Genomic DNA, 17,914 nt, shown 5'->3' with positions numbered 1-17,914 from the left:
GGTTTCGGCGGCCGGATTCCATCGGTTCACCGCCCCGTTCTAGTCTGTCCGCCATGGATGACAGCAGTACGGGCAGCAGAACAGGCGACAACACCACCACCCGACGACGCATGCGCTCCGGCGGCGTCGCCCTCGGAGGCATGGGCCTGCTCGCCGCCGCCCTCGTGGCGTGCGGCAGCAGCAACGAGCCCGACAAGCGCTGTGCGGACCGCGTCACCCTGGAGAAGCTGAACACCAAGGAGTGCAAGAGCGGCGGCCGCGGCTCGTATTACTACGGCGGATCCGTCGCGAGCAACAACCGCATCAGCGGCGGCAGCTTCGACAAGTCCGCCGTCACCCGCGGCGGCATCGGCGGCAGCCACAAGAGCTCCTCGGGCGGCTGATCCAGCGTGCAGCGCCACACCATCGAGCCGCGCCCCGACTGGCAGAAGACGGTCGAGGAGCAGGGGCTGATCTACCCCCTCACCCGCTACCCCGACGATTCCCTGCGGCCCTACTGGGACGAGAGCGCGTACTACTCCTTCTCCCTCCCCGAGGTGGAGGCGCTGGAGAACGTCGTGGAGGAGCTGCACGCCATGTGCCTGGCCGCGGCCGCGCACATCGTCGAGCACGACCGCTTCGCCGACCTCGGCATCACCGACCCGAAGCTGGCCGCCCTCATCGCCGAGTCCTGGCGCCGGCGCGCCGAACAGCCCTCCCTCTACGGCCGGTTCGACCTTCGCTACGACGGCACCGGCAGCCCGGCCAAGATGCTGGAGTACAACGCCGACACCCCCACCTCCCTCGTGGAGGCCGCCAGTCCGCAGTGGTTCTGGATGGAGGAGCGCTTCCCCGGCGCCGACCAGTGGAACTCCCTCCACGAGCGGCTCGTCGAAGCCTGGCGCCGGCAGGCGGAACTGCTGCCGCCCGGCCCGGTGCACTTCGCGCACTCCGAGACGGACGAGCTCGGCGAGGACCTGATGACGGTCGCCTACCTCCAGGAGACCGCCGAGCAGGCGGGCCTGGAGACCGAGGAGCTGTCCGTCGAACAGATCGGCTGGGACAGCCTGTCGGGCCGGTTCGTCGACCGGAAGCTCGGCTTCATCCGCAGCTGCTTCAAGCTCTACCCGTGGGAGTGGCTGGTCACCGACGCCTTCGGCCCGCAGGTCCTCGGCACGTACGACCACGGCGGCGGCTCCGGGACCACCACCTGGATCGAGCCGCTGTGGAAGATGCTGCTCTCCAACAAGGCGCTGCTGGCGATCTTGTGGGAGCTCTTCCCGGAGCACCCGAACCTGCTGCCCGCCTACCTCGACGGCCCGCGCGAGCTCGCGCGGACCACCGGGTACGCGGCGAAGCCGCTGCTGGGCCGCGAGGGCGCCGGGGTCACCCTGCACCCGGCCGGAGGCGACGAGCCGTTCACACCGGCCGAGGGGGAGACGTACGTCTTCCAGGGCCTGGCCCCCCTCCCCGATTTCGACGGCAACCGCGTGGTGCTCGGCGCCTGGGTCGTCGAGGAGGAGGCGGCGGGCCTGGGCATCCGCGAATCGGCGGGCCCGGTCACGGACGAGTACGCCCGCTTCCTGCCGCACGTCATCCTCTAGAGGGTGTCCCGCCGCTCATGCCGGGCCCGCGGCCAGCACCTCGCGCAGCTGGTCCAGGCCCCAGTCCAGGTCCTCCTTGCCGATCACCAGCGGCGGCGCGATCCGGATCGTCGACCCGTGCGTGTCCTTGACCAGCACGCCCCGCTGCATCAGCGCCTCGGAGATCTCCCGGCCCGTGCCGTGCGCCGGGTCGATGTCGACGCCCGCCCACAGCCCCCGCCCGCGCACGGCGGTCACGGCGCCCCCGCCGACCAGCAGGTTCAGTTCCCGGTGCAGGTGGTCGCCGAGCTCGGCGGCGTGCTGCTGGTGCTCGCCGGAGCGCAGCATCGCGATCACCTCCAGGGCGACCGCGCAGGCCAGCGGGTTGCCGCCGAAGGTGGAGCCGTGCTCGCCGGGCCGGAACACCCCGAGCACGTCCCGGTCGGCGACGACGGCCGAGACCGGGACCACGCCGCCGCCCAGCGCCTTGCCGAGGATGTACACGTCCGGTACGACGTCCTCGTGCTCGCACGCGAAGGTCTTCCCGGTCCGGCCCAGCCCCGACTGGATCTCGTCCGCCATGAACAGGACGTTCCGCTCGCGCGTGAGCTCCCGTACGCCCTGCAGGTAGCCGGCCGGCGGCACGAGCACCCCGGCCTCGCCCTGGATCGGCTCCAGCAGCACGGCCACGGTGTTCGCCGTGACGGCCGCCGCCAGCGCGGTGAGGTCCCCGTACGGGACGATCTCGAACCCGGGGGTGTAGGGCCCGTAGTGGTCGCGCGCCTCGTGGTCCGTCGAGAAGCTCACGATGGTCGTCGTGCGGCCGTGGAAGTTGTTGGCCGCGACCACGATCTTGGCCTGGCCGTCCGGCACGCCCTTGACCTCGTAACCCCACTTGCGGGCGGTCTTCACCGCCGTCTCCACGGCCTCCGCGCCGGTGTTCATCGGCAGCACCATCTCCTTGCCGCACAGCGCGGCGAGTTCACGGCAGAAATCGCCGAACCGGTCGTGGTGGAAGGCCCGCGAGGTGAGGGTGACCCGCTCCAGCTGTGCCTTGGCCGCGTCGAGCAGACGGCGGTTGCCGTGGCCGAAGTTGAGCGCCGAGTAGCCCGCGAGCATGTCCAGGAACCGGCGGCCCTCCACGTCGGTCATCCACGCGCCTTCCGCGGTCGCCACGACGACGGGCAGCGGGTGGTAGTTGTGCGCGCTGTGCGCCTCGGCGGAACGCAGCGCTTCAGCAGTTGTCGACACGGGGTCTCCGATCGTCGGTGCGGGCGTGATGGACGTGACGAGGGCGATGGAGGTGACGGGGGTGGCGTCACCTGCGTCACGTCACCTTGTATACGGCTATACGTCGCTCGTATACCGGACGGGGAAACCTTTCTTGTGGACCGCCCGCTAAGGTGAGCGGTACGCACGGCGACTGGCGTACGGAGAACCAACTCCGGGGGAGTCGTGCGCGCACGACCGCATACAGGGCCGCTCGCCTGGGCCTCGCGGGGACGAGAACTGACATCGACCCCGGAGGAGCCGCCATGAGCGCGAGCCGCCACCCCGCCCTGACCGCAGTCGACCCCGAGCTGGCGTCCTTCGTCGCCGCCGAGGAAACCCTGCAGGCGCAGACCCTGCGCCTGATCCCGAGCGAGAACTACGTGTCCGCCGCCGTGCTCGAAGCCTCCGGCACGGTGCTGCAGAACAAGTACAGCGAGGGCTACCCGGGCCGCCGCTACTACGAGGGCCAGCAGAACATCGACCGCGTCGAGGCACTGGCCGTCGAGCGGGCGAAGGGCCTGTTCGGGGTGGATCACGCCAACGTCCAGCCGTACTCCGGCTCCCCGGCCAACCTCGCGGTGTACCTGGCCTTCGCGAAGCCGGGCGACACGGTGATGGGCATGGCCCTGCCGATGGGCGGGCACCTGACGCACGGCTGGGGGGTCTCGGCGACGGGGTCCTGGTTCCGCGGCGTGCAGTACGGGGTGTCGGCCGAAACGGGCCTGATCGACTACGACGCCGTGCGCGAGCTCGCGCTGGCGGAGCGGCCGAAGATCATATTCTGTGGCGGTACGGCTCTCCCGCGCACGATCGACTTCGAGGCGTTCTCCTCGATCGCCCGGGAGGCCGGCTCGGTCCTCGTCGCGGACGTGGCGCACATCGCCGGCCTGATCGCGGGCGGGGCGCACCCCTCGCCGGTCGGGCACGTGGACGTGGTCTCCACGACCACGCACAAGACGCTGCGCGGGCCGCGGGGCGCGATGCTGATGTGCCGGGAGGAGCACGCGAAGGCCATCGACAAGGCGGTCTTCCCGGGCCTCCAGGGCGGCCCGCACAACCAGACGACGGCGGGCATCGCGGTGGCCCTGCACGAGGCGGCGCAGCCGTCCTTCGTGACGTACGCGCACGCGGTGGTCGCCAACGCCAAGGCCCTGGCGGCGGCGCTGCTGGACCGGGGCTTCGACCTGGTGTCGGGCGGCACGGACAACCACCTGATCCTGATGGACCTGACCTCGCGGGGGGTGCCGGGGAAGGTGGCGGCCAAGGCGCTCGACCGCGCCGGGATCGTCGTGAACTACAACACGGTCCCGTTCGACCCCCGCAAGCCGTTCGACCCGTCGGGCATCCGCATCGGCACCCCGTCCCTGACCTCGCGGGGCCTGGGGACGGACCACATGCCGCTGGTGGCGCAGTGGATCTCCCGCGCCGTGGACGCCGCGGCCAAGGCGGACGAGCCGGCCCTCGCGGCGGTCCGCGCCGAGGTCGCGGACCTGATGGCGGCCTTCCCCGCCCCGGGCCTCCCGCTCTCCTGACCGGTCCCCTCCCCGGGGCCCCGGCCCCGGGGGATTTCCGGACGGGCGCGGACCGCCGCGGCCGCCGTACCTGAGAGAATGAAGCCATGGCTTCTGATCGTCCTCGCGCGCTCTCCGGCATCCAGCCCACCTCCGGCTCGTTCCACCTCGGGAACTACCTCGGAGCCATCCGCCAGTACGTCGCCCTGCAGGAGACGCACGACGCGTTCTACATGGTCGTCGACCTGCACGCGATCACCATGCCGCAGGATCCGAAGGACCTGCGCGCCAACACCCGCCTCTCCGCGGCCCAGCTCCTCGCCGCAGGCCTCGACCCGGACCGCTGCACGCTCTTCATCCAGAGCCACGTCCCCGAGCACGCACAGCTCGGCTGGGTCATGAACTGCATCACCGGCTTCGGCGAGGCCAGCCGGATGACCCAGTTCAAGGACAAGTCCGCCAAGGGCGGCGTCAACAGCGCCAGCGTCGGGCTCTTCACGTACCCGATCCTCCAGGTCGCCGACATCCTGCTCTACCAGGCGAACGCCGTCCCGGTCGGCGAGGACCAGCGCCAGCACATCGAGCTGACCCGCGACCTGGCCGAGCGCTTCAACCAGCGCTACGGCCAGACCTTCACGGTTCCCGCCGCGCACATCGTCAAGGAGGTCGCGAAGATCTACGACCTCCAGGACCCGTCGATCAAGATGTCGAAGTCCGCGTCCTCCCCCAAGGGCCTGATCAACCTCCTCGACGAGCCCAGGGCGACCGAGAAGAAGATCAAGAGCGCGGTCACCGACACCGAGGCCGAGGTCCGCTTCGACACCGAGAACAAGCCCGGCGTCAGCAACCTGCTCACGATCTACTCCACCCTCACGGGCGAGTCGATCCCGGCCCTGGAGGCCTCGTACGAGGGCAAGGGCTACGGCGCGCTGAAGACCGACCTGGCGGCCGTGATGGTCGATTTCGTCACACCCTTCAAGCAGCGCACCCAGGAGTACCTGGACGACCCGGAGACCCTGGATTCCATCCTGGCCAAGGGCGCGGAGAAGGCCCGCGCGGTCGCCGCCGAGACCCTGGCGCAGGCCTACGACCGCCTCGGTCTGGTGCCCGCGAAGCACTGACCGCCGGAGGCCCTGGCAATCCGGGGGGTGCTGGCCCCACACTGGGTCGGCAGGACCCGTACGCAACCCGTACACACCAGACGACGGAGGAGACATACGTGGGGACCGTAACGCTCGGCGTTTCGATCGCGGTCCCGGAGCCGTACGGCAGCCGGCTGCAGCAGCTGCGCGCCGGCTTCGGGGACGCTGCCGCGCACGGCATCCCCACGCATGTCACCCTCGTCCCGCCCACCGAGGTGGAGGCGGACCGGCTGCCGGAGATCAGGGCCCACCTCGCCGAGGTCGCGGCCGCCTTCGGCCCCTTCGGGATGCGGCTGGAGGGGACGGGAACCTTCCGCCCGCTCTCGCCGGTCGTCTTCGTCCAGGTCGTCGAGGGCGGTACGGGCTGCACCCGGCTCCAGGGCCTGGTCCGCGACCCGGACGGGCCGCTCAACCGCGAGCTGGCGTTCCCGTACCACCCGCACGTCACGGTGGCCCACGGGATCTCCGAGGAGGCGATGGACCTGGCGTTCGCCACCCTCGCCGACTACGCGGCGCAGTGGACCTGCACCGGCTTCGCGCTCTACGAGCAGGGCTCGGACGGGGTCTGGCGCAAGCTGCGTGAATACCCTTTCGGCGCGGGCCCGATCGCCGGAGTCCCGGCGCAGCAGGGCTCACCGGTCGGTGAGGCGGCGCCTGCCGCGGGGGCCGCGGGCGACGGCGCCGCGGCGCGCTCCTGACGCAGTGGCCTGAGGGTCTTGCGGGCGTGGAAGCGGAGCGTACGTAGGACCAGAGTGGGGAATGAACAGCCCGTCGGAAGCACTTCGCGAAAAGTCACAATCGACGACCGTAGTGCCCAAACCCGGCAATCCCTGCTATTTCCGTCCCCTCATTTACCGTGACCCCATGGACTGGCTGACGAAACTCCCGGTGATCGGCCCGCTCGTGGTCCGCCTGATGCGGACCCACGCCTGGCGCGCCTACGAACGCCTCGACCGCGTCCACTGGAGCCGCCTCGCCTCCGCGATCACCTTCATCAGCTTCATCGCGCTCTTCCCGCTGATCACCGTGGCCGCCGCCATCGGCGCGGCGCTGCTCAGCCAGGAACAGCTGGACCGGCTCCAGAAGAACCTCGCCGAGCAGGTCCCCGGCATCTCCGACCAGCTCGACATCAACGGCCTCGTCGCGAACGCGGGCACGGTCGGTCTCGTCGCCGCCGCCCTGCTGCTCGTCACCGGCATCGGATGGGTCGGCTCGATGCGGGACTGCCTGCGCGCGGTGTGGGAGAAGGACGACGAGGACCTGGGGAACCCCGTCCTGCGCAAGGGCAAGGACGCGCTCGTCCTCGTCGGCCTCGGCGGCGTGGGCCTGGCCTCGGCGGCCGCCTCGATCCTCGGCTCCAGCGCGGTCGGCAAGTTCGGCGGCTGGCTGGGTGTGCCGCAGCACGGCGCGGGCGGCGCGCTCCTGCGCACCGGAGCCTTCCTCGTGGGCGTCCTCGCCGCCTTCCTGCTCCTGCTGTACGTGCTGACCCTGCTGCCCGGCGTCGAACCGCCGCGCCGCAGCCTCCTCCAGGCCGCCCTCCTCGGCGCGGCCGGCTTCGAGCTGCTGAAACTGCTGCTCAGCGGCTATATGCGCGGAGTCGCCGCGAAGAGCATGTACGGGGCTTTCGGCGTGCCGGTCGCCCTGTTGATCTGGATCAACCTCATGGCGAAGCTGCTGCTGTACTGCTCCGCCTGGACGGCCACCCGCGCCGACGCGGACGGCCGCCCCGAGGAGCCCGAGGAGCCCGCGGAGCCCGATGAACCCGGGAACCAGGCGGCGGCCCGAAACCCCTAGGACACCTGGTCGCCGCCGCCGGTGCGGCGGCCGCGCGGGCCGCGCGGCCAGCGCCGGTTGACCGCGTACGCCCCGCCCGCGATCACGGCCAGCGCCCCGCCCGCGACCCCGAGCGCGGTGCCGACGCCGCCGCCCGCGCCCTCACCGGCCGCCGACGAGTTGTGCTCGTGCGACTGGGCGGGGGAGCCCAGCGAGGAGGTGTCCGCACTCTTCGGCGGGACCAGCTCGCCCACCGGCTTGACCTTGCCGATCGCCGAGAACCCCCAGTCGAAGAGGTCGGCGGTCTCCTCGTAGACCGAGTTCAGCCCGCCCGAGGCCGGGTTCATCACCGTGACCAGCAGCTTCTTGTTGCCCTGCTGCGCCGCGCCGGTGAAGGTCGACCCGGCCATGGTCGTGTTGCCGTTCTTCACCCCCGCGATGCCCTTGTACGGGGAGAGCCCGCTGGAGCCCGTCATCAGCCGGTTGGTGTTCTGGATCTCGAAGTACTCGCGCGGCTTCCCGGGCTCCTGACGCCCCGGGAACTTCGCCTCCGCCGTCCCGCAGTACTCCCGGAAGTCCTGCTTCTGCAGTCCGGAGCGGGCGATCAGGGTGAGGTCGTACGCGCTCGACACCTGCTCCGGGGCGTCGTACCCGTCCGGGGACACCACGTGCGTGTCGAGGGCCTGGAGCTCCTCGGCGTGCGCCTGCATGTCCTTGACGGTCTTGTCGATGCCGCCGTTCATGGCGGCCAGCACGTGCACGGCGTCGTTCCCGGACCGCAGGAACACCCCGAGCCACAGGTCGTGCACCGAGTACTCGTGGTCCTCCTTGACCCCGACCAGGCTCGAGCCCGCGCCGACGCCCGCCATCTCCTGCTCGGTGACCTTGTGGACCTGGTCCTTCGGCAGGCTCGGCAGCACCGTGTCGGCGAAGAGCATCTTCAGGGTGGAGGCCGGGGGCAGCCGCCAGTGCGCGTTGTTGGCGGCCAGCACCTCGCCCGTCTCGGCGTCGGCGACGATCCACGAACGCCCCGTCAGACTCGTCGGCAGCGCGGGGGCCCCGGCGAGCAGATTGACCTGCACCCCCGGCTTGCCGAGCAGGGCTCCTCCGACGGTGGACATCGACGCCGGCGGCGCGGCCGCGGCCGGAGCCTTGGGCGGCTGCCCCTTCGCGTCCGTCGGCGGGGTGGGCGCGGCGTGCGCGGGCACCACGAGCATGGCGGGGACGAGCAGCCCGGCGGAAAGGACCGTCAGCGCGGTCTTCTTTGCAGACACGCAGGTGAAAGTACATCCCGATCGGCGCTCCGCCGTCAGGGACCGGCCAACGTGGCCGAACCACCGCCGGTACAGCCCACCCCGACGCGTCCGTCCTGGGGACCAAACCGATACTGGGGGCATGAAACTCAGCCGCGCCGTGTCCTGGTTCCTGCTCGCCTTCGGAGTGTGGAGCTGGTTCATCTGGGCAACTTTCGTCCGGAACCTGTGGAAGGACGCCAGTGGTCTGGCATTCGACGCGGCGGGCGAGCCGACGGCCTACTTCTGGGTACACCTTCTCCTGGCCATCGCCTCCTTTCTCCTGGGGACGGCCGTTGGTGTGATCGGGTTGCGCGGAGTCCTCGCGCTGCGGCGTGAATCACGCCGGGGCCCGGACGCATGAGAATCCTGCTCTTCGCGGGCATCGCGCTGGCGGTCTTGGCCCTGCTGGGCCTGGTCCACCGCTGGCTGTGGATCCGGCTGGTCCGCGATACGACGCGCCCGCGCGGCACGGCGCGCCGCATCGGCACCACCCTCGCCTTCGCACTGCCGCTCCTCTCGCTGGCCGCCCTCACCGCGGGCCGCGCCGGCGCCCCCTTCCGGCTCCAACAGTCGGTGGCCTGGCCGGGTTACATGTGGCTGGCGGTCCTCCTCTACCTGAGCCTGGCGATGCTGGTGGCGGAGCCGGTCCGGGCGTTCCTGCTCCGCCGGGAGCCCGGTACGGCGCATGCCGCCCGCGGAACCGCCGCCCCCGCCCCCGCCGCTTCCGCCCCGGCCCCCGCCACCTCCGCCGTTCCCGCCACCTCCGCCGCCTCCGCCACCGAGCCGGCCCCTCGGGCCCCGGCGACGCAGGTCCTTGCCGAAGCGCCCGAGCCGACCGGAACCCCCGGCGCGGCCACCCGCCGCCAGTTCGTCGCGCGAGCGGTGGGCGGCGCAGCCGCCCTCGCGGCAACCGCCACGGTCGCCCAGGGCACGTACGGGGTCCTCCGCGGCCCCCGCGTCAAGCGCGTCCAGGTCCCTCTGGCCAAACTCCCCCGAGCCGCCCACGGCTTCCGCATCGCCGTCGTCAGCGACATCCACCTCGGCCCCGTCCTCGGCCGCGCCCACACCACCCGCATCGTGGAGACGATCAACCGCACGCAGCCCGACCTCATCGCCGTCGTCGGCGACCTCGTCGACGGCAGCGTCCACGACCTCGGCCCCGCCGCCGAGCCCCTGCGCCGGCTCTCCGCCCGCCACGGCGCGTATTTCGTCACCGGCAACCACGAGTACTTCTCCGGCGCCCAGCAGTGGATCGACCACGTCCGCGAGCTGGGCCTCACCCCGCTGGAGAACGCCCGCCGGCCCCTGCCGTACTTCGACCTCGCCGGCGTCAACGACGTGGCGGGCGAGACGGAGGGCCACGGTCCGGACTTCACGGCCGCCCTCGGCGACCGCGACCCGTCCCGTGCCGCCGTGCTCATGGCCCACCAGCCGATCGTCATCCACGACGCCGTCCGCCACGGCGTCGACCTCCAGCTCTCCGGCCACACCCACGGCGGCCAGCTCTGGCCCGGCAGCCTCCTCGCCGAGCTCGCCAACCCGACCGTCGCCGGGCTGGAGCGCTACGGCGACACCCAGCTCTACGTCTCGCGCGGCGCGGGCGCCTGGGGGCCGCCGGTCCGGGTCGGGGCCCCGTCCGACATCACGGTCGTCGAACTCGCCTCATACCAGGCGTGACCGGGCTCAACCGGTAACGACCCGCCGTGAATCGGCCTTCCCGAGGCTGAAATTCCGTGATGGGATGACCGTTAATCGGACATGGGGATCCGGTGGGCGAGTCAAACCATGGCATTTCCATGGGTGGGGTGGGGTCAAGGGTGAAGTCTGTCCGCTCGAAGGTCATCGCGGCGGGGCTGGTGATCGGCGTGGCCGGTGTCGGCGCCTGGCAGCTGCTTCCGGAGGAGGGCCGCGGCAGCGGCACCGCCCTGCGGGTCGGGACGAGCGACGTGGTCTCGTCCCTCGACCCCGCCGGGGCGTACGACGCGGGCTCCTGGGCCCTCTTCAGCAACGTCTACCAGTCGCTCCTGACCATCAAGACCGGCTCCGACACCCCGGTCCCGGACGCGGCCTCCGCCTGCAAGTTCACCGGCGCGCAGCTCACCACGTACCAGTGCGAGCTCCGCCCCGACCTGAAGTTCTCGAACGGGCGCGCCATCACCGCGGAGGACGTCAAGCACTCCTTCGACCGGATCAAGGCGATCAACTCGGACCAGGGTCCGGCGCCCCTGTTCAACACCCTGCAGTCGGTCAAGGCCGACGGCCGCACCGTCACCTTCACGCTCTCCGCGCCGGACGCCACCTTCCCCTTCAAGATCGCGACGGGCGCCGCCTCGATCGTCGACAAGGAGAAGTACCCGGCGAAGTCCCTGCGCGAGGACGGCAAGGTCGACGGCTCCGGCCCCTTCACGCTCGGTGCGTACGAGGCCGGCACCAGCGCCGAGCTCAAGCCGAACCAGGCCTACCGCGGCCAGTCCAAGCAGCCCGCCAAGACGGCCGTCACCGTCCGGTACTACAAGGACTCGGCCCAGCTCAACCAGGCCTGGACCGGCCACGAGGTCGAGGTCGCCCACCGCGACATGCCGCCCGAGGTGCTCGCGGGCCTCAACCCGGGCCTGAAGGACACGAAGTACCAGGCTTCCGGCGGCTCCGAGACCCGCAGCATGGTCTTCAACGTCCGCCCCGGCTCCACGACCGCGCCGCTCGCCGTGCGCCAGGCCATCGCCGCGGTCATCGACCGCTCCAAGGTGGCCGGCGAGATCCACCACGGCACGGTGACCCCGCTCTACTCCCTCGTCCCGGCCGGCATCTCCGCGCACAGCACCCCGTTCTTCGACACGTACCCGGCGCCCAACGGCGCGGCCGCGAAGAAGCTGCTCAAGGACGCCGGGATCACCGCCCCGGTCTCCCTCACCCTCGGGGTGAACACGCGCGGGCCGAACGTCGCGGAGGCCGACGAGATCGCGAAGCAGCTCACGGCCACCGGGCTCTTCCAGATCAAGATCAAGGCCGTCGACCAGTGGGCCGACTTCCAGAAGGCCTACGCGGCCGGTGAGTTCGACGCCTACACCATCGGCTGGATCGCCGACTTCCCGGACGCGGACAACTTCCTCGCCCCGCTCGTCGGCGCCGACTCCAGCATGAACAACGGCTTCTCCGACAAGGCCATCGACGGTCTCATCGCCCGGACCCAGTCCTTCTCGGACCGCGGCCAGGCCGCGGCCGACTTCCGCGAGCTCCAGAAGCTGGTCTCCCAGCAGGTCCCGATGCTGCCCATCTGGCAGAAGAAGGACTACGTGATGTCCCGCGACTCCGTCTCCGGAGCCCAGTACCTCTCCGACGGGACCGGTGTCTGGCGCCTGTGGGAGCTCAACTGGCTGTAGCCGCTCCGTCGGCGCCGGCCGTGGGGTCGAAGTCGGCGTCCGGGTCGGACGCCCTCTTCTTCTTGGACACCGCCGCCTGCGCCATCCCGGGCAGGAAGTCCGCGAACAGCTCGTGGACCTCGCGCACCAGCGGCCGCAGCACCCGGAAGCGGGCCAGGACGATGCCCCGCGTCGTCAGCTGCGCGCCGCGCTCCGCGAGCCGCCGCGTCTTCTCGCTGTCCGGGGACCGGTCGAAGACCCAGTACAGGACGAGCCCCATCTGCGAGAGCCACATCAGCTCCGGCAGCACGTCGGCCAGTTCGGCCGGGACCTTCGTCTTCGCGCCGCCCAGCACCTCGCGGTGCATGTCGATCGCCGCCTTGCGGGCGGGTTCCGATTCGGGGGAGAAGGGGCTGAGCGGGCTTTCCGGGTCCGCGGCGTTCTTGAAGAACTGCGAGGCGAACTCGTGGTAGGGCGCCGCGATGTCGAGCCAGCTGGTCAGTACGCCCGCGAGCCGCTTCTGCAGATCGGTCTCGCTGTCCAGGATGGGCCGGACCGCCGCCTGGTGAGCGGCGCCGATCCGGTCGTAGAACCCCTGGACCAGGTGTTCCTTCGACTCGAAGTAGTAGTAGGCGTTGCCGACCGAGACCCCTGCCTCCTTGGCGATGGCCCGCATGGTCGTCTTGTCGAAGCCGCGCTCCTGGAAGAGGCGGAGCGCGGTTTCGAGGATGAGCGTGCGGGTCTGCTCGCTCTTGGGAGCCTTCTGATCAGTCACGGTGCACGAGCCTAGCCGGGTACCGAGCACTGGTCGCCACAGGCCGGGGCCCGCGGCTCCACTTGACCGTCCGCGCCGGGCTCGGTCCGCACGGCTTGGCGCCATGCGGAGGCCGTGTACATGGCGGCCCGGGCGAAGGGCCGGCCCGCCGGCGTGGCGAGCCAGTTCGCCTTCGGCCGGTGCTCCGCCAGCGCCCACAGGCACACGATGAACGCGTCCGTCCCGGTCCACACCTGTCCCGCGTCCCCGATGACGGTGATCTCGCGGAGCGTCGACGCGTGGTCGAGCCGGGGGAACTGCCCCTGCGCCGCCAAGGACCCGGCCGGGATCAGCCGGAGCGGCACCAGCCAGCGCTGCCCGAGCAGCCAGTGCCGGATGTGGACGCAGAGCGGGCAGTCGGCGTCGTACAGCACCGTCAGGTGCCGGGTCGCCTGCGCCGTCGTCGCCGTGGTCACCGCTCAGGCCCCGGCCGGAGCGGTCCACGCCGTCGGGGCGACCGGCGGGGTCTGCTGGCGCTCCATGATCCCGCGGCGGCGCATCTTGTTCAGCACCCAGACGTTGCCGAGGTGCATGACGCCGAGGACGAGCAGGACGACACCGACCTTGACCGACAGGGCCTCGAAGAGCTGGCGGGCCGAGTCGATGCCGACGTCCGAGCGCAGGTAGAGGGTCACGAAGCCGATGTTGACGAGGTAGAACCCCACCACCAGGAGGTGGTTCACGGCGTCCGCGAGCTTCTCGTTCCCGTTCAGGACGTCGGCGATGAAGATGCGGCCGTTCCGGCTGAGCGTGCGGGCGACCCAGACGGTCAGTCCGATGCTGATGAGCAGGTAGATGACGTATGCGACGACGGTGAGGTCCATTGCCTCTGCCCCCTTGAACGTGTTCAACTCGTTGGCAGGACTGACTGTAGACCTCTTTTTGAACAGGTTCAAGCATTCTCGGCGCCGGTGGTCCCCGGCGTGGGCGCGGCCGCCGCGGTCAGCAGGGCGGTCGGGGGCCGTCGCGGTCGGTGCGGTCGCGGTCGGCCGAGAGGATCGCTGCCTCGGGGCGGGGCAGCGGGGTGCCGTCGGGGTAGAGGAGGGGGCCGCGGTCCAGGACGACGCCGGCGTCGGCGCCGCGGCGGGTGGTGTTGGCGGCGGTGACGCGGTCCAGGGGAGCCGGGGTGAGGGTCTGGGTCTCGCGGACGTACGCGACGAAGCTCTCGAAGTCGCGCTGGTGGCGGTACGGGGCCTCGAAGCCGCTCAGCGCTCCGTAGCCGTCGTTCGCCAGGAAGGTGTACGAGGGGGCGGCGAGGCGGTAGGTGCCGGTGAGGCTGAGCGCGACGCCGTCGATGAACACGTCGGCCGGGTTCACGCGGTCGCCGACACCGCCCAGGGCGTTGAAGGCGTAGCGGACGTTCCGGGACACGGCCAGCGGCGCGAAGAGGAGTTCACCGCTGGCCGCGGTCGTCCACTGCTGCTCCAGCGCGTCGTGGATCTGCTGCCCCGTGACCGTGGCGCTGACGATCGGGTCGCCGAAGCCGACGGCCCTCCAGCAGCGGCCGAAGGTGACGGCGCCGCCCGAGGCCGCGTCCCGTACGAGATCGCCCGCGATCACGGTAACGCCGACGCGTGGGGCCACGGCGACCAGGGCCAGCTGCGCGGCGACGTTGGGATGGACGTTGGCGTCGTTCTCGGGGTCGGCCGGGCGGCTGCCCGCCCACAGGGCCCAGTCGGCGACGAGGTCGCCCATCGTGCTCTCGCCCGCGGTGTTGCGCGTACGGACGAACGAGCCGGTCTGCTTGCCGATCTTGCCGGTGTCGCGGGCCGCGGCCTGGCCGGCCCAGTGGTCGACGACCGCCTTGAGGGCGGGGTCGGGGGTGACGTCGCGGGTGTTGGGGTGGTTCGTGGACACCGTCAGCTCGCGGACCACCTTGCCGGTGGCGGGGTCGAGGCGGAGGTTGATCTCGTTGACCAGCTGGCCGTAGCAGCCCGCCTCGACGAACGGGCGCGGGACGCCGTTCGGGTCCGGGAGCATCATGTTGAACCGGGTGTGCCAGTGGCCGGTGACGATGGCGTCGATGTCGGGGGAGACCCGCAGCGCCAGGTCGAGGGCGGGGCCGGAGGGGTCGGTGCCGCTGTTGAAGTCGGCTCCGGCGACGGCTCCGTCGTGCAGGCTCAGGACGATGGCGTTGACGCCCTGGGCCTTGAGCTCGGCCGCGTACCGGTCGGCGGTGGCGACCTCGGCGAGGGTGGCGAGGCCGGGCTGGAAGGAGCAGGGGAAGAGTTCGGTGCCGAGGGCGGTGAGGTGGATGAACCCGATCCGCAGCTCCTGGCCGGCGGCCGTCCGTACCGTCTCGATGTTGTACGCGGGCAGGACGGTGCCGCTCTGTTCGCCCGTCCGGACCACGTTGGCGCTGTGGAAGCGGAAGTCGGCGCCGTGGAAGCGGGCGCCGGAGGAGTCGGTGAAGGTGGCGTCGCGCCCCTCGACGGGGAAGGCGACCCCCTGCTCCATGTGTCGTCGGAGGAAGGCCGGGGACTTGTCGAACTCGTGGTTGCCGGCGGTCGCGAAGTCGAGGCCCATGCGGTTCAGGGCCTCGATGGTGGGTTCGTCGGCGAAGGCGGCGGCGTCGAACTCCCAGCCCGAGAAGGCGTCTCCGGGGGTGAAGAAGAACGAGTTGGCGCGGTCGGCGCGCAGCCGGGCGAGGTGCGTGGCCATGTAGGCCACGCCCCCGACGGTGTACGTGCCTCCCCCGTTCCCGCTGATGGTGGCGTTGGTGCCGGGGGCGGCCTGGAGGTAGCCGTGCAGGTCGGTGATGCTGAGGAGCTGGACGTCGACGTACTCGACGGCGGAGGCGGCGTCGCGCGCGTGCTCGGTGGCGTGGGCGGGGACCCCGGTGGCGAAGGTGGCCGCGGCGGTCCCCAGGGCGGTGAGGAAACTCCGCCGCCCGAGGTGAAGTGAACTCCGGTCCGGACAGGTGGTCGTGGAGTACGGGTGCCTCGTCACACGCGCATGTTCCCGCTCCCGCACCCCCCCTGTCGACACACCCCGCCGCCGGCCTCCGGCGGCCGGGCGGGGGCGGACTCAGCCCTTCGGGTGGCGGAGGAAGTCCAGGAGGAGGGCCGTGGTTTCCGCGGGGCGCTCCAGGGTGGGGAGGTGGCCGGCCCAGGGGAGTTCCGTGTGGCGGGCGCCCGGGATCCGGTGCGGGAGGCCGGCCGCGATGGTGCGGAAGTCCGCCACGTCGTGGGCGCCTCCCACCACCAGGGTCGGGGCCGTGATGGCCCCCAGGTCGGCCTCGTGCTCCGGGAGTTCGTGGTCGGCGGCCGGGATCCGGGCCGCCTCGAAGATCCGGCGCTGCATCGTGCGGACCAGCGCGCGGGCCTCCTCGTCCGCCGAGGGGCCGAGCCAGGTGTCCACCATCAGCTCCACGGCCCCCGCGATGTCCCCGGCCTCCAGCAGCGCGTCCTCCGCGTCGACGACCTCCTGCAGGGCCGGTCCGCGCCGCTGGGCCGGGACGGCCGGGCAGAGCAGGGCCAGCGCCGCCACCCGCTCCCGATGCCGGGACGCGATCAGCAGCGCGACGCGCCCGCCGTAGGAGGACCCGGCGAAGGCGGCCCGTTCGATGCCGAGGGAGTCCAGCAGGTCCAGTACGTCCTGCTCGTCGCGGTAGGGCGCGACGGCCGCCGGCGAATCCCCGCAGGTGCGGAAGTCCGCCCGGACGACCCGGTATCCGGCCTCGGCCAGCGGTCGCCACTGCGGTTCCCACATGCGGCGGTCGCAGACCGAGGAGTGGAGCAGGACCAGGGCCGGGCCGTCCGCCGGACCGGTCACGTCGTGCGCGAGGAGGGGGTTCACGGGGTTCATGGGGTTCACAGGGTTCATGGGGAGAGCCTCCACGACGCGGGTACCGCAGCGCCTCCGGTTATCCGGGGGCCGGGCGCTGGTCGGGGATGCGGGGGAGGAGGCGGTGCGCGAGCGGCTGCTCGACCGGCTCCGGCTCGTCGGCGCGCCCCGCACCACCTGTTCGTCGGCGTGGCCGGCGTCGGCAATGACCCGACCTGGCAGGGGCGACCAGTACCTGTGCATCGTCGCGGCGGGGCGCACGGCCCCCGGGGCGGAGACCGGGTACCTGCCCTTCGAGGGGGACCGGGCGCTCGCGCTGATCCTCGGCAGGGCGGTGATGCCGGCGGACGACACCGGCATCACCGATCCGATGATCAGCCGTCAGATACTGAGGGAACGGGCGTAGTTGATCTGGTTCATGACCCAGGGGTACGTGCTGGCGTCCACCGCCGGGATCATCGTGGAGTGGTGGCGGCCGCCGCTGGTGACGGTGACCTGGATGTAGCCGGTGGTGGTCTTCTCCTTCATGAGGAGGAAGAGCAGGCCGAGCAGGCAGAACAGGAAGAAGACGATCGCGAGCACGACGGCGTGCGTCGGGATCTTCGTCTCGGTGCGCGAGAAGTCCGTGGCGTTCCACATCGCGCCCTTGAGCGGCATCGGGCCCGACGGGGTGATGATCTGGTCCCCGGCGATGGTGATGTCGCCGAGGGCCAGCCCGGACCCGCCGACGCCCTGCGGGGCGAACCCGGGGGCCGGCATGCCGCCGACGGTCGGCTGGTACCCGGGGGCCGGCGGCGTGGCCGGGTACCCGTACCCGGGCGCGGGCGGAGTGGCCGGATACCCGTACCCGGGCGTCCCCGGAGTCGCCGGATACCCCTGCGGGTACCCGTAACCCGGGCCCCCGGGAGCCCCGTTGTCCTTCGCGTACGGATTGGGCTGCTGCTCGCTCATGCGCTCGATCTTTCCACAGCCCCGCCCGGGCCAGTAACCCGATCAGGCGAGGCCGTTGTCTTCGCCCTCGGGCTTGCGCCGTGCCGCCGCGAGGACGGCCTCGACGTCCAGCGTGACCTTGGCGCCGATCGACTCGGGGAGCGTGACGAGCTCACCGGGCCGGCCGTCTGCTGGCGGGGACACGGGGATCTGCCCTCCGATGATCTCGACTCGGTAGCCGGGGAGCCGCTCCATGAGCACGTTTGCCTCTTCGAGGAGCGTGCGCTCGGGCTCCGGTTCGCCGTAGGGCTGCTCGCCGGGTGCTGCGGACATCACGTGCCTCCCGTGGGCTGCTGTCGAGAGCATCATCGTAGGACGGACCTGGCTCCCCCGGCCGGAAGCCGCGTCCTCACCCGAACGGGCGAGGGCCCCGCCCCCCGGTGTGGAACCGGGGTGCGGGGCCCTCGTAC

Annotated in this window: 19 protein-coding genes and 1 riboswitch; of the genes, 10 read left to right on the top strand and 9 right to left on the bottom strand. The window is 71.5% G+C overall.

Annotation, left to right across the window (positions count from 1 at the left end; genetic code table 11):
* Nucleotides 1-53: 53 nt before the first annotated feature.
* On the top strand, nt 54-383 hold the full coding sequence (locus K7B10_RS16985) for a hypothetical protein (protein ID WP_229336853.1): 330 nt from the start codon (nt 54-56) through the stop codon (nt 381-383).
* Nucleotides 384-389: 6 nt separating this feature from the next.
* Entirely contained in the window at nt 390-1,583 is a 1,194-nt protein-coding gene (locus K7B10_RS16980) for a glutathionylspermidine synthase family protein (protein ID WP_229336851.1), read from the top strand.
* 15 nt (nt 1,584-1,598) lie between these two features.
* Here the strand turns inward: K7B10_RS16980 and rocD are convergent, their stop codons facing one another.
* Nucleotides 1,599-2,813, bottom strand: a complete 1,215-nt coding sequence (gene rocD, locus K7B10_RS16975) for an ornithine--oxo-acid transaminase (RefSeq protein ID WP_229336849.1) — start codon at nt 2,811-2,813, stop codon at nt 1,599-1,601.
* Nucleotides 2,814-2,971: 158 nt separating this feature from the next.
* Nucleotides 2,972-3,062: riboswitch (ZMP/ZTP riboswitch) on the top strand.
* Nucleotides 3,063-3,097: 35 nt separating this feature from the next.
* On the opposite strand from rocD, the gene glyA reads away from it, so the two are divergent.
* From glyA to K7B10_RS16955, 4 genes are all read left to right on the top strand, one after another.
* Nucleotides 3,098-4,366 (top strand): serine hydroxymethyltransferase, encoded by a 1,269-nt coding sequence (glyA, locus tag K7B10_RS16970; protein ID WP_229336847.1) that lies wholly within the window; start codon nt 3,098-3,100, stop codon nt 4,364-4,366.
* Nucleotides 4,367-4,452: 86 nt separating this feature from the next.
* Nucleotides 4,453-5,466 carry a tryptophan--tRNA ligase gene (trpS, locus tag K7B10_RS16965; RefSeq protein WP_229336845.1) on the top strand — a complete coding sequence of 338 codons (1,014 nt, stop codon included), beginning with the start codon at nt 4,453-4,455 and terminating at the stop codon, nt 5,464-5,466.
* A gap of 98 nt (nt 5,467-5,564) precedes the next feature.
* Nucleotides 5,565-6,185, top strand: coding sequence for a 2'-5' RNA ligase family protein (locus K7B10_RS16960; protein WP_229336843.1), 621 nt, complete (start codon nt 5,565-5,567; stop codon nt 6,183-6,185).
* Between the two features lie 166 nt (nt 6,186-6,351).
* The gene (locus K7B10_RS16955) at nt 6,352-7,281 is read left to right on the top strand and encodes a YihY/virulence factor BrkB family protein (RefSeq protein ID WP_229336842.1); all 930 of its coding nucleotides are present in this window, start codon (nt 6,352-6,354) and stop codon (nt 7,279-7,281) included.
* Here the strand turns inward: K7B10_RS16955 and K7B10_RS16950 are convergent.
* Nucleotides 7,278-8,534: a D-alanyl-D-alanine carboxypeptidase family protein gene (locus tag K7B10_RS16950; RefSeq protein ID WP_229336841.1), complete on the bottom strand. Its 1,257-nt coding sequence runs from the start codon at nt 8,532-8,534 to the stop codon at nt 7,278-7,280. The two genes, K7B10_RS16955 and K7B10_RS16950, sit on opposite strands and share 4 nt — an antisense overlap.
* A 121-nt stretch (nt 8,535-8,655) precedes the next feature.
* On the opposite strand from K7B10_RS16950, the gene K7B10_RS16945 reads away from it, so the two are divergent.
* The 3 genes from K7B10_RS16945 (at nt 8,656) to K7B10_RS16935 (ending at nt 11,935) form a co-directional block, all read left to right on the top strand.
* Nucleotides 8,656-8,916, top strand: coding sequence for an SCO4848 family membrane protein (locus tag K7B10_RS16945; RefSeq protein ID WP_030154873.1), 261 nt, complete (start codon nt 8,656-8,658; stop codon nt 8,914-8,916).
* Nucleotides 8,913-10,232 carry a metallophosphoesterase gene (locus K7B10_RS16940; RefSeq protein ID WP_229336840.1) on the top strand — a complete coding sequence of 440 codons (1,320 nt, stop codon included), beginning with the start codon at nt 8,913-8,915 and terminating at the stop codon, nt 10,230-10,232. Before K7B10_RS16945 ends, K7B10_RS16940 begins: the two co-directional genes overlap by 4 nt.
* Nucleotides 10,233-10,372: 140 nt before the next feature.
* Nucleotides 10,373-11,935, top strand: a complete 1,563-nt coding sequence (locus K7B10_RS16935) for an ABC transporter substrate-binding protein (protein ID WP_229336839.1) — start codon at nt 10,373-10,375, stop codon at nt 11,933-11,935.
* Here the strand turns inward: K7B10_RS16935 and K7B10_RS16930 are convergent.
* From K7B10_RS16930 to K7B10_RS16910, 5 genes are all read right to left on the bottom strand, one after another.
* A complete protein-coding gene (locus K7B10_RS16930) occupies nt 11,922-12,689 on the bottom strand; it encodes a TetR/AcrR family transcriptional regulator (RefSeq protein WP_229336838.1) in 768 nt (255 codons plus the stop codon). The two genes, K7B10_RS16935 and K7B10_RS16930, sit on opposite strands and share 14 nt — an antisense overlap.
* Nucleotides 12,690-12,700: 11 nt before the next feature.
* Nucleotides 12,701-13,144 carry a thiol-disulfide oxidoreductase DCC family protein gene (locus K7B10_RS16925; protein WP_229336837.1) on the bottom strand — a complete coding sequence of 148 codons (444 nt, stop codon included), beginning with the start codon at nt 13,142-13,144 and terminating at the stop codon, nt 12,701-12,703.
* 3 nt (nt 13,145-13,147) lie between these two features.
* Nucleotides 13,148-13,552 carry a hypothetical protein gene (locus tag K7B10_RS16920; protein WP_229336835.1) on the bottom strand — a complete coding sequence of 135 codons (405 nt, stop codon included), beginning with the start codon at nt 13,550-13,552 and terminating at the stop codon, nt 13,148-13,150.
* Between the two features lie 118 nt (nt 13,553-13,670).
* The gene (locus K7B10_RS16915) at nt 13,671-15,677 is read right to left on the bottom strand and encodes a bifunctional metallophosphatase/5'-nucleotidase (protein WP_229336833.1); all 2,007 of its coding nucleotides are present in this window, start codon (nt 15,675-15,677) and stop codon (nt 13,671-13,673) included.
* 78 nt (nt 15,678-15,755) lie between these two features.
* Complete coding sequence (locus K7B10_RS16910) at nt 15,756-16,553, bottom strand: alpha/beta fold hydrolase (protein ID WP_229336830.1); 798 nt, start codon at nt 16,551-16,553, stop codon at nt 15,756-15,758.
* Nucleotides 16,554-16,638: 85 nt separating this feature from the next.
* Between K7B10_RS16910 and K7B10_RS16905 the strand changes: the two genes are divergently transcribed.
* Nucleotides 16,639-16,920, top strand: coding sequence for a DUF7737 domain-containing protein (locus K7B10_RS16905; protein ID WP_229336828.1), 282 nt, complete (start codon nt 16,639-16,641; stop codon nt 16,918-16,920).
* On the opposite strand, the gene K7B10_RS16900 is transcribed toward K7B10_RS16905, so the two are convergent.
* Both K7B10_RS16900 and K7B10_RS41605 read right to left on the bottom strand, forming a co-directional pair.
* On the bottom strand, nt 16,896-17,465 hold the full coding sequence (locus K7B10_RS16900; RefSeq protein WP_229336826.1) for a hypothetical protein: 570 nt from the start codon (nt 17,463-17,465) through the stop codon (nt 16,896-16,898). The genes K7B10_RS16905 and K7B10_RS16900 overlap by 25 nt on opposite strands.
* 42 nt (nt 17,466-17,507) lie before the next feature.
* Nucleotides 17,508-17,777, bottom strand: a complete 270-nt coding sequence (locus K7B10_RS41605; protein ID WP_372481427.1) for a hypothetical protein — start codon at nt 17,775-17,777, stop codon at nt 17,508-17,510.
* Between the last annotated feature and the right edge of the window lie 137 nt (nt 17,778-17,914).

The organism is Streptomyces flavotricini (assembly GCF_020639365.1).
GTDB lineage: Bacteria > Actinomycetota > Actinomycetes > Streptomycetales > Streptomycetaceae > Streptomyces > Streptomyces flavotricini.
The sequence above is the reverse complement of the archived record's forward strand: the minus strand, read 5'-3'. Positions and strand labels throughout refer to the sequence as shown.